The following is a 12,370-nucleotide window of genomic DNA, read 5'->3' as shown; positions in this document are numbered from 1 at the left end:
GGTTCGGGGAGGGAGTAAGAAATTCACAAATGATTTAGGATTGCTATAGCTTAAATTGAGATATTGCCAATATCGGAAGCAATAATCCTGATTTAGCAAGAAATAAATTGTTTTGTGGGGAATAGGGGTTGGGCATCCTGCCTGCCCTTGAACAGTCTTTCCGGCCTGTGGCACAAGTAATTACAATTATTCACACAGCAAAGCTGCCTGTTCACAATTAGTTACAATGATTGCAACAGCAAAGATGCCTGTTCCATAATTAAGTCCTAGTAAGTTATCTCAAGGAGAGGAAAGTTTGGAGTACGAAGAAATACCAACTCAACAGATAATACATAAGTTGCGGCAAACTTTGGAGCCGCGAATTGGTATAGCTGAGCTGTCGCTGTTGGGAATAGAAAATAGTACGATCGCCCAAAATGAAGATGATGAAGATATCGCCCTTTTAAAGGCAGGTTTCGACATTTATAACATCCCCATTACCTCTTACCAAAGGCGACTCGGTTCCGCAGTCATCGTCGTTAGGAAAATAGTCCGAAAATTGCTCAGACCTGTACTCGAACGACAAGTAATTTACAATTTTGCTAATACGCGGGTCGTGCATACATTAAGCACACAATTGCAAAAATTGCAAGAAAATCAACAAACTCTCTTTGAAAAAATTGAATCGGAATTCAGCAGCGAATATCCCGAAGTTACAGCACAGCTTGAGACTCAACAAAGAGCGATCGCAAATTTTCAGTCTGAAATAGAGCAAATTAAAGCAGTGCAGCAGCAACATACTGCTATTTTAGAGAAGATTACCGCTCAATTGCTCGATAGACAAAAATAAAGCATCAAAGATGACCACACTGCCCATATGTTCGTTAATTATAGTCAACTATAACGGTCTGCGCCACACGAAAGATTGCTTAAAATCTCTACAAAAACTTGCGTATCCCGAATCGCAACTCGATTTAATTGTAATTGATAATTGTTCTCAAGACGATTCCGTTACTTCGCTGCGCGAACTATTTCCAAAAGTTCGGATTTTTGTCAACTCGGCTAACAACTTTGCTAAAGCCCTCAACCTCGGAATCAGCGAAGCAAAAGGGCAATACATAGCCTTTCTAAATAACGATGCTACCCTTGACAGTCGCTGGTTAGAGATTCTTGTAAAACGGCTAGAAACTAATAAAGAAGTAGGTGCGACTAGCGGTAAATTGCTGTTTAAAGACGGGCGAATTAACAGCGCTGGTATTCAGCAATTACCTAACTTTTATTGGCAAGATGTCGGCTTTGGTGAAAAAGATTCGGGACAGTACGATACAGAAGGGGAAGTCGAAGGCCTTTGTTGGGCGGCGGTGCTTTTTCGTAGGGAATGTCTCGAAGATGTGGGGCCGATAGATGAAGATTTTGTGATGTATTTTGAGGATGTAGAGTTTGCCAAACGCTGCCACAAACGCGGTTGGAAAATGCTTTATACTCCCGCCGCCATTGCCCATCACGAATATCGGGGTTCTAGTAAAGGAAGCAAACTTACCGAGTATTTCTGCAACCGCAATCGGTTTTTGTATTTGGCAAAACATGAACCGTTGCAATTAGTCAAAGGAATTCATACTTCGGATTTTTTTAGTAACAAGCAGTACGATTTGCTGTTCGAGAGTTTATTTGTAGCGATTAAAAAACTGCTAGATTATCAGAAACCAGAAATCATCGAAACTGTATTACCACAGTTGTCGGAAAAGTTGGCGGTGATTTACAGTCGGATGAAGATCGATCGCATTTTATCTCGCTTACAGGTGGTTCGGGGCGATCGCAAAATGTCGATCGCCATTTACGATCACGGACTGCATTTTATTGGTGGCGGTCAAAAATACGTCGCTACCCTCGCCTCGCTGCTACAAAATGAATTTGACATTACTTTTATCGCCAACAAACCAGTTGCTGTTTCCGAATTAGAATCGTGGTACGGACTCAACCTTTCAGGATGCAAAATTAAAATTATGCCCTTGGCGTTTTACGAGAAACGCGGAATGCAGTGCATCGATTCCAGCATCATCGTGGAAGATATGGAAAATCCCTTTGATGAAATTGCCAGAGAAAGCAAAAACTACGATATTTTTATCAATGCGAACCAACTGGAAAAAGTAAAACCACTGTCGCCGATCTCAGTATTTTTCTGCCACTTTCCCAATACCTTCCGCAACCGTCACTTTGCTGTCGATGATTACACTTTCATTATTGTCAACAGTCAATTTACCGTCAAGTGGTTGGAAAAACGCTGGAACCTACAGCCAACTTTTCTGCTTTATCCGCCCGTGGAAATGGCAACAGTTAAAGTGCCGAAAGAAAACATCATTTTAGCTGTGGGACAGTTTGAAGCTGGGGGAACAAAAAAGCAAATTGAACTAATTAAAGCTTTTCGCAGTTTGCTAGCAGATTATCCCGAAGATTTTCAAGGATGGCGACTAATTTTGGTTGGCAGCAGCATTCCGAAAAATCCTTATTTAAAGACTGTTCAGAATTTATTGAAGCAAGATTCAAGGGCGATCGAGATCAAAGTCAATGTTGACTTTGATGAGGTAAAATCACTTTATGCTAGAGCAAGTATATTTTGGCATGGCTGCGGTTTGGGTGAAGTCAATCCTCAAAGATTTGAGCATTTCGGGATGGCGACTGTAGAAGCAATGCAAAATAGTTGTGCTCCGATTGTTTTCAACGGTGGCGGCCAACCGGAAATTGTCGAACATGGGCGATCGGGCTTTGTGTTCAATACCGTTGAGGAACTGTGCCAGCATTCACATCAACTAATTGTTAATCCTGATTTGCTAGAAGAACTTCAAGCTGGTGCACAGCAACGCAGTCAGAACTTTAGAATTGCACATTTTGAGAAAAAAGTCAATAGTTTTTTTGATATTCTTCACCAAGAGTATGCTACAATTCGGCTGCCAAATCCTGCTGATATAGCTCAAATGCTCGATCGAACTTAAAGGCTAATTAAATAGTCCACGAGGGCTTACAACCCCTAGCCAAAAGCTAAAGTCTTCTTGCATAGGACTAATATCAAAATCGATTTTATTACCGTTTTCTTCAGTCCGCCCAGGCGGACTTTGTATGTGTAGTTGCGACTTCCAGTCGCCGGATATCTAAAATCATGTCTAATTCACTGTTAATCAATTTGTCCTTCTTAACACCCGAACCAACGGGAATCGGGACTTACGCCGCTAATCTTTTCCCGGAACTGCAACAGCTAGAACCCACATTACTTGCTTCCCAGCAAATTGACAATTATAGATGCTATCCAATTCCCGAAACTCTGACACCGGATCGAGGATCACAAGGACAAATTAACAGGCTGCTGTGGACTCAATTCAACTTGCCAAAAATTTACAAAAAATTGCATTCAAGCCTGATATTTTCCCCAATTCCCGAAGCACCCTTGTATTCCCGCTGCCGCTACATCGTCACAGTTCACGATTTAATTCCTTTGCGATTTCCCCAACGGTTTTCTCGATTAACAGCTTATTTTCGTTACTACATACCGCAGGTTTTGCGGCAAGCAGAACACATTATTTGCGATTCTCAAGCAACTGCTGCTGATGTTGCTAACTTTTTCCAGATTCCTCGTCAGAAAATGACCGCCATTCCCCTAGCTTGCGATAATATTAATTTTAGATATCTCGACTTGCCCGCAAAAAATTATTTTCTTTATACCGGCAGACACGATCCTTACAAAAACTTGGAAAGATTAATTGCTGCATTTGCGAGTTTGCCCGATCGCGCAAATTACGAATTGTGGCTAGCAGGGCCTCCCAATGCCTACACGCCGCAGTTGACAGCACAAGTTGAAGAATTAGGTTTACAATCTTTGGTAAAGTTTCTCGGTTACGTTCCCTATTCTCAATTGGCCGTACTGATGAATCAGGCGATCGCCCTAGTTTTCCCTACACTTTGGGAAGGATTCGGCTTACCAATTTTAGAAGCAATGGCTTGCGGCACACCCGTCATCACATCCAACCTGTCATCGATGCCAGAAGTAGCCGGAGATGCCGCATTATTAGTCAATCCTTACAGCGTCGGAGAAATAGCCGAAGCCATGCAAACACTAGCCACAGATTCAAAAGTGCGATCGAACTTAAAAACTGCTAGTTTAGCCAGATCATCTCAATTTAGTTGGCACAAAACCGGAACAGCAACCGCCAACATCTTACAGAAATATCTTTAAATTTTCCCTCTCTTCCTTTCTCCTGTCTGCGTCCTCTGCGGTTAATAAAAAAAATCCCACCAAAAAACCGCAATCTACATATTATCCCATGCCCAATACCCAATCTAACTTACTAATCAACCTCTCTTTCCTAATTTCAAAACCAACTGGCTTAGCCATCTACGCCAAAAACCTATTTCCTCACCTAAAATCCCTCAACCCAACATTACTAACAGCCGATAAATTCCCCCATAACAACTGCTACCAAATCCCCGCCAACCTCACACCAGAACATGGAACCACAGGACACATCAACCGATTGGTGTGGACACAAACCCAACTCCCAAAAATTTACAAACAGCTAAAATCTAACCTGTTATTTTCCCCAATTCCCGAAGCTCCTTTATTTGCAGGTTGCCGCTATATAATTACAGTACATGACTTAATAGCGCTGCGATTTCCCCGTCGCTTCGATCCTCTGACACCTTACCACCGCTACTACATTCCCCAAGTGCTGCGGCAGGCTCAACACGTCATCTGCGACTCTGAATCAACTGCCAAAGATATCGCTAATTTTTGCAAGATTCCTACTAATTTAATTACGCCAATTTTCCCTGGATATGATACCAGTTTTTTCCGTTTTCTAGACTTACCAACAAGCAATTATTTTCTTTATATCGGCCGCCACAATCCTTATAAAAACGTGCAGCGAGTTGTAGCAGCCTTTGCTGCTTTGTATCATAATTCCGAATACGAATTGTGGATAGCAGGTTCGGAAGACAAACGCTATACGCCGCTGCTGAAGGCGCAGGTTCAAGAATTAGGATTGGTCGAGCGAGTAAAATTCTTAGATTATCTCCCCGCGGCCGACTTGCCCAAAGTCATCAACCAAGCGATCGCGCTGGTTTTTCCCAGTCTTTGGGAAGGATTCGGCCTCCCCGTGCTGGAAGCAATGGCCTGCGGCACTCCTGTCATCACCTCTAACCTGTCTTCAATGCCCGAAGTGGCGGGGGACAGCGCCTTATTAGTCAACCCCTACAGCGTCGAGGAAATTGCCTCTGCTATGCAAGAGCTTGCAGTCGATGCCAAAGTTCGATCGCACTTGCGGGAGCTCGGTTTAGCCAGAGCAAAACAATTTAGCTGGGAAAAAACAGGCTTGGAAACTGCTGCTATTCTCGATCGATATCTTTAACGGAGGAAGTTCGGCAACGGATGTAACGGATGTCGAGAAGAAGGAAGAGGGAAGTTCGGCAACGGATTCGCTCCACGGATGTAACGGATGGAAGAAGGAAGAGGGAAGAGGGAAGAAGTTAGTAGGCCAATTTAATAACCAATGCCCCATTCCCCATTCCCACTCCCCCTGACAGCCTGAGTTAGGGACTGTAGACCCCTTTTACTTATTGATACCCAACTGATCGCCGCGCTTGTACTGCTGATAAGCAGCAAAAAACAGCCCCGACAGAGTAACAAAGATTAGGCCCAGAACAATACCTGAAAGCAGCGGTTCTACCATGAGATCTCCTTAACGTTAAGATTTAACAACCTATTTTTAATATTACCAGCACTTACACAGATGAATTTTCCAAAAAGCGCCCTTCCGGGAGTATCAGACCTTGCTCTCCCCGCTGCGAACGATTAAGCTATGTTATGAGAAATAAATTTTCTTGTAGATACTATTTTTAATTGAACTCCTTTGAATAACCAACTTGCCAGGAATGAAATTAAAAACCCGATCGAGCGACTTGCCATATTTGCGCTAGCGGTGTTGCTTGCCATCATGTTGACGATTCTCACAATACGTCAATTTCAAGTCGCCGATCCTTACGTCAAAAGCGTACTATCCCTAACGGGCAACCCGTTTCAGGGTTCCGCCATCTTTCAAATGAACTGTGCGGGTTGTCACATCTCCGTTTCAGACAGTCAAGTCGGGCCCAACTTGCACGGAGTGTCCGAGCGCAAATCCGAATTCGATCTGATCCGGCAAGTCACCAGCGGGCAAACCCCACCAATGCCGCAGTTTCAACCGAGTCCGCAAGAAATGGCTGACTTGCTGAAGTATCTCGAACAAATTTGACCAAAGAAGGGGAACGGAATTCGTTCCCCTTCTTTGGCAGAGCCTCGAAACCCATGCTTAGAGGTTCTGCTTCCCGCTAGTCCCTCTCTGCTGGGACGGCAGGCAAGTGTATGCTCGGTTTTAACTGCCGAGTTTGATCTGCGGACTAAACCAGCAAGCTAAAACTCTGAGCCGATAACTGGCTCGGCTGTACGCCCGTTAGTATAGCCAAAATCTGGTCGCTGTTGGCGATCGCGATCGCCGTCGAGCCATTAGTTTCGGTAAATGACAGTTGATTGAAGTCCAAGCCTCGCCCCAACTCGATCGAATCAACTCCTGCGGTGAAGTTGATAATGGTGTCAATTCCTCCGCCTGCTGACAAGACAAAGCTATTGCTGCCAATGCCGCCGACGAGGGTATCGCTGCCAATGCCGCCAAAGAGCAAGTCATCGCCGGTGTCAGCAAAGAGCAAATCATCGCCACTGCCGCCAATTAAGGTATTGTTACCCTCGCCGCCGCAGAGAGTGTCATTGCCTTGATCGCCAATTAGCACGTCGTCGCCAGCGCCTCCCAAAATTACGTCATCGGCTTTGCCCCCGTACAATAAGTCATTGCCTTCGTCACCAGAAAGAGAGTCGTTGCCGCGATTGCCATAAATCGTATCGTTACCGCGATCGCCAAAAATCAGGTCAAAGCCTTTGCCACCGAAGAGAGTATCGCTATCAATGCCTCCGTAGACAGTATCGTTGGCAATATTGCCATTGATGTAGTCGCCGCCCCCTCGACCAAAGATCAAATCGTTGCCGCCCAACCCAAAGATAGAGTCATTGGCGACACTACCCACGATCGTATCGTCGCCGTTAGGGCCGTTGATCACATTACCCGCTGAAGAAGTGCCGGACTCATTGGGAGTAGCGATCCTGGGGAAGTTCTCAGGGCAAACCAAATCTGTCGGTACAGGTGCAGGCGTCGGCGTCGGTACAGGTGCAGGTGTCGGCGTCGGTACAGGTGCAGGTGTCGGCGTCGGTACAGGTGCAGGCGTCGGCGTCGGTGCAGGTGCAGGCGTCGGCGTCGGTGCAGGTGCAGGCGTCGGTGCAGGTGCAGGCGTGGGCGTCGGTACAGGTGGCGGTGGTGGCGGCGTCGGCGTCGGCGGCGGCGTCGGCGTCGGCGTCGGCGCTGGGAAGTTGCCGAAGTTGATGCCGGTGACAATAGCGCCTGAAGTTAGGTCGATGTCGGCGGGTTCGGGTGTGCTTTGGGTGAACCCAGGTTGGTTGACTTCCCTGATGCGGTAGGTTCCCGGCGTTAGGTTCGCGAACAGGTAGTTGCCACTGTTGTCTGTGGTAGTAGTAACAGGATCAGGAGCAGTTCCAGCTACGACATTGGTTAACTGAATTTGGAAATTGGGTAAACCCGCTTCTCCAGCATCCTGAGTGCCATTGTTGTTGGTGTCTTGGAACTTCAGACCTTGGATCGCCCCGGGTTGCGGCAGGAAGTTGCCGAAGTCAATGCCTGTGATGTTATCAGAGGGATTTACCGTAACGGGGGCGGGGTTGGGGGTCGTCTGCGTCCAGCCATTTTGCTGGACTTCCCTTACCTGGTAAGTACCTGCGGGTATATCTCGGAGAGTGTAGTTGCCCGCTGCATCAGTGATGGTAGTCGGTTCGCCCTGCTGAAACAATCCATCCGGAGTGATACTGTCGAGGAATATTTGCCAGTTACCTAGCCCCAATTCTCCGGCATCCTTAACGCCGTTGTTGTTGAGGTCATTGAATTTTTGACCGCTAATAGTGCTCGACTGGAAGTTGCCGAAGTTGATATTAGCGATGTCTTGACCGCTGGTGACAGTGATGTCATCCGGGTCGGCGGTAGTTTGCGTCCAAGTAGGCTGCAAGACTTCCCGCACCTTGTAGGTTCCTGCTGACAAATCAAGGAATTGGTAGTTACCGGCGGCATCGGTGAGGGTGTTCGGTTCCCCGGTGTCGAGAGTGCCGTTATCGTTGGTATCGAGGAAGAATTGCCAGTTGGCAAGCCCTAGTTCCCCGGTATCTTGTACCCGGTTGTTGTTGAGGTCATTGAACTTCAGACCACTAATCGAGTTGGGCTTGAAGTTGCCGAAATTGTTGTTTTGGGAGTCGGTGCCACTGGTGACGGCGATCGTAAACGCGCCGGGAAGAGTAGGCGTAGCTGCATTGACAGGGGGTAAAGTTTGCGTCCACCCTGTTTGTGGCACTTCCCGCACTGTATAAGTGCCGGCTGGCAAGTTGGTGAACTGGTACTTACCGGCGATATCGGTGACAGCGGCGTTGGTGCCTGTTTCGGCGGGTACTGCGTCTTGCACGCCGTTGTTGTTGGCATCCAGGTAGATTGTCCAGCCTCCTATGGGTTGTTCTGCTGGCGCATCTTGAGTGCCATTTTTGTTGAGGTCATTAAATTTGATCCCGCCGATTTTGCCTAGTTGGAGGTTGCCGAAGTCTTGAGCCGTAATGGGGGTGCCACTGACCGGGTTAATTGTATAAAAAGCCGGGCCTGCGGTTTGTGAGAATCCCGTCGGCACGTCCTCTCTCACAAAGTGCCGACCCGAGCCGACGTTGGCAAAGCTATACGTCCCAGGAGCCGCTGGCGCTGTCCCCGTAACTTGAAAGGCGATTTCCGCGTCACCGCTATCTAAAGTGCTGTTATCGTTAGTATCTTTAAACAAGCGAACGATAGTTTCGTTGCGGGGGGTGTCGTCAGCAGAGAAGCCGTTGCCTGTGAGGTCGGTGAATTTGGTGCCACTAACGGTGATGTTTTGGAAAATGCCGAAGTTTTGACCGATGACGGGAGTACCGCTTTGGGCACTAACTAGAATTGGGGTAGCGGGGAAAGAGATGCTGGAGTTGGCTGGAGCAGTGGCTTGTATCAGGTAATTGCCGGGGCCGATATCCGAGAAGAGGTAATCTCCGGCTCCTGCAGTCGTTACCGGCGCGCCCACAACCGTATCTGTGCCGACTTCTAGCGTGTTGTTGTTGTTGGTGTCTTTGTATAAAGTGACCGTGACGCCGTTGAATGTGGTGTCGGTGGCAATGTCTAGGACTTTGTTGCCGGCGACATCGGTGTAGGTTTTGCCCGCGATCGATGTTCTCTGGAAATTACCGAAGTTAGCACCGGTAACATCAGCAGTACCAGTCGTCACCGTTGGTGCCAAAGTCTGCACCCAATCGGTTTGTAACGTTTCTGCGATCGCTGTATTGGCCTTAGTATCCGTGAGAGTGTATTGGCCGAGAGTGGCAGCAACGGCAGATGTTACATTAGTCTTCGTACCTGCGGTAATAGTCCAGCCGCCTAGACCTGGTTCAGTTGCCGCGGCACCTTGCAGGCTATCCCCGTTAAGGTCGTTGAATTTCTGACCCACGACCACGGGCCCGTACTCGTAAGCACCGATGTCAATATTCGGTTTGCTGACAAGAGTATTGTCAATTTTTCGAGGAAAGCCAGTACCGCGTTGGTCAAAAGCTGTAGCGCCCACTGCCGTTATTGTCGGGTCGCCCCCACCAATTGCAGGGTTGCTGCTGGTAGTAACGGGGCTGTTGTCAACTAGGGCAATGGTGAACGGGCCGGTAGTTGCACCGTTGAGTCCGGCAGAGGCGGCTGGAGCTAATACATTTGCCAAAGGAACCGCTAATGCCTGACCTGCGAAACCAGTGCTAGTGCCGAGAACCCCAATCAGGTTGTTATTTCCTGTGAATGTCCCTGTAACATCAGTGTCGGTAGTAGCAACGTTGCCAGCAACGATCGTGTTTTTGACTGTAACTGTACCGCCGTTGTTGTAAATTCCTCCGGCATTAGCAATCAGACTAGCCGGTGTGCCAACTGTGGCGGCTGTTGCAGAGTTATAAGCGATCGTGTTGTTAGTGAGGGTAGCTGTAGCACCTAAGTTGACGAAAATTGCACCACCTGCGGCTGTACCCGCACCTGCGGCAACATCACCAGCATTGCCACCCGTAACTGTGTTGCTATATAAGGTGCTGTTGGTCATGGTCAAAGTGCCACCGCCAACAAAAATCGCGCCGCCTAAACCTGCACCGCCGCCACCAAAGCCAATAGCACCTGCACCGCCAAAAGTGCCCCCGGCGCTTGCACCATTGCCACTACCGCCACCGCCGCCGAAGCCGCCAATGCCGCCAGCCCCGATAGCACCAGCCGCAGTACCTGTACCAAAAGTACCGCCAGCACCGCCACCACCACCAAAGGTGCCAGCACCGCCAGCACCGCCATTGCCACCATTACCTTGAGTACCACCACCGCCAGCACCGCCAAGGCCACCGGCACCACCACCACCGCCGCCACTACCGACAACGCTACCAGCGCCACCAATGCCGCCAGTACCGCCAGTACCGCCAGAGAAAGTTGCAATACCTGTACCACCATTACCACCTGTACCACCATTACCGGCAGGACTGCCAGCTCCACCGGCAGTACCCGGTTCGCCATTTTCTCCATTTCCGCCAAAGCTAGGCCGACCGTCGCGGCCATTTGCTCCATTTCCACCTGGTGTGCCTTGAAAGACAGTAGCCAAATCCGCGCTACCACCCTTGCCACCATTCCCCGCCGCACCTGCACCGCCAACGGCAGAGTTATTAGAAAAAGTAACTCTGTCAACTGTGACTGTACCGTTGTTGATAAAAAGTGCGCCACCTAAGCCCGCAGCGCCACCACCACCGATGGTTCCTACGTTGCCTACTGCTTTTGCGGAATCAATGGTGAGGTTTGAGATGTTAAATGTTGTGTTATCAACTACGAAGGCACGGTTGTTATTGCCGCTGATCTTGAAACCACCGCCAACAATAGTGGTGGTGTCGGTAATTCTCGGCAATTGCCCTGCGAGGGTAATATCGGCAGTGAGAGTGATCGTGTCAATGCCACTGTTGATGTTGGCAACATTGATGGCATTTACCAGTCCGTTAAAGTCGCCAGTCGTTTGGTTCAAGTCAGCCAGTACACCACTGTAAGCTTCCCTCGCCTCTGCCGAAAATGCTAAAGCTGTCTCTATTTTGCCCGTAGTTACTTCGAGTTCCCAGTCTCCACCCAGTGCCGCACTGCCGGTCAAGTTATCGGAAGCGGCAATATTTGCTCCCGTGAGCTGGCTCAGCCTTTCCACGAAAGCCACACCTGCTTCTGTGGCCGCGACGTTGCAACCGTAAAGCAGAATTTCGGGTTTAGCTGTAATTGGAGAGTTAGAGTTTGCCTCAGTTGTTGGCAAAGCAAACCATGTTTCTAAATAATTGCGGTAGGTTTCAATGTTGCTGAGATTTAGTTCTGTTGCTCCCAGTTGCAAGCTGGCTGCTGCGCCGTGAGACAAAATGTGGACGGCTGCAATGTTTTTCCGCTGTTTAAGTGTTTCGGCGATTTGCTCGATGCCGTCGCGACTGGCTTTGAGAATAACAATTTCTGTATCGGGAGTGACCGTTTTTGTTAAACCTTCACAATCTTTAACTTGTGAATCTGCAAAAACTATTTGGTGTTTCCGTTCTTTATAGAGTTCCACGTTCAAATTCTCCTGGTACACGCACACATCAAATTCATATCACAAACCAACCGCAGCAGCGATCGATCTTTTTCCAGCGCGGATGAGAGTCGATCGCCCCTAATTTCACCTAACCTAACTTTGACCTAAATTTAATATTGACAAAAACCTTTTTTTATGCTCCCCTGCCCTAACTGAGTTAGTTTGATTGTTTAGAAGTTTTAAAGGGGGATATTGTTCCGGCTGTTACAACAATGTTGGAGAAGACTTGCCCGCTGTTTATTGATATGCCAGAGATGGATAAAATACCAGATTTTATAAAAATTGTCAATCGAATAATGAACCGATGGCGATCGATATTTGTTAGTCAAGAGTCATCAGTCACAGTTATTAGCTGTAAGCTGCTGTTATTTGGTAGTGGTTAGCTGCTGAATTATGGGTATGTGCGATCAAACAACCCCAATCTAATTGTTTGGTAGGGAGGAATGCAAGTCCTCTGAGTTTTATGAAGGCTTGCATTCCTCACTAGAAGCTTGATAACGGTTATTTTACCGGAATAGATATGCTGGCTCATGACTAACATTCCTGGAGACTATTAGACTCAATAAACCGGCTCGAAGAAAGAAATTTT

Annotated in this window: 7 protein-coding genes; 5 read left to right on the top strand and 2 right to left on the bottom strand. The window is 47.9% G+C overall.

Annotation, left to right across the window (positions count from 1 at the left end; all coding sequences use genetic code 11):
• Positions 1-295: 295 nt before the first annotated feature.
• The 4 genes from QUA42_RS00390 to QUA42_RS00375 all read left to right on the top strand — a co-directional run bounded on the left by QUA42_RS00390 (position 296) and on the right by QUA42_RS00375 (position 5,375).
• Complete coding sequence (locus QUA42_RS00390) at positions 296-829, top strand: hypothetical protein (RefSeq protein ID WP_333134119.1); 534 nt, start codon at positions 296-298, stop codon at positions 827-829.
• A gap of 10 nt (positions 830-839) precedes the next feature.
• Entirely contained in the window at positions 840-2,969 is a 2,130-nt protein-coding gene (locus QUA42_RS00385) for a glycosyltransferase (protein WP_333134117.1), read from the top strand.
• 164 nt (positions 2,970-3,133) lie between these two features.
• Positions 3,134-4,204, top strand: coding sequence for a glycosyltransferase family 1 protein (locus tag QUA42_RS00380; protein ID WP_333134116.1), 1,071 nt, complete (start codon positions 3,134-3,136; stop codon positions 4,202-4,204).
• Between the two features lie 88 nt (positions 4,205-4,292).
• On the top strand, positions 4,293-5,375 hold the full coding sequence (locus QUA42_RS00375) for a glycosyltransferase family 1 protein (RefSeq protein WP_333134114.1): 1,083 nt from the start codon (positions 4,293-4,295) through the stop codon (positions 5,373-5,375).
• Between the two features lie 201 nt (positions 5,376-5,576).
• Here QUA42_RS00375 and petG read toward each other — a convergent pair whose 3' ends face one another.
• A complete protein-coding gene (petG, locus tag QUA42_RS00370; RefSeq protein ID WP_015174208.1) occupies positions 5,577-5,696 on the bottom strand; it encodes a cytochrome b6-f complex subunit V in 120 nt (39 codons plus the stop codon).
• Positions 5,697-5,876: 180 nt separating this feature from the next.
• Between petG and QUA42_RS00365 the strand changes: the two genes are divergently transcribed.
• On the top strand, positions 5,877-6,257 hold the full coding sequence (locus QUA42_RS00365) for a cytochrome c (RefSeq protein WP_333039203.1): 381 nt from the start codon (positions 5,877-5,879) through the stop codon (positions 6,255-6,257).
• A 145-nt stretch (positions 6,258-6,402) separates the two neighbouring features.
• Here QUA42_RS00365 and QUA42_RS00360 read toward each other — a convergent pair whose 3' ends face one another.
• Positions 6,403-11,760 (bottom strand): DUF4347 domain-containing protein, encoded by a 5,358-nt coding sequence (locus tag QUA42_RS00360; protein WP_333134112.1) that lies wholly within the window; start codon positions 11,758-11,760, stop codon positions 6,403-6,405.
• Positions 11,761-12,370: the final 610 nt, after the last annotated feature.

The organism is Microcoleus sp. Pol11C2 (genome assembly GCF_036701505.1).
GTDB lineage: Bacteria > Cyanobacteriota > Cyanobacteriia > Cyanobacteriales > Microcoleaceae > Microcoleus.
This window is presented reverse-complemented; position numbering and strand designations above follow the sequence as displayed.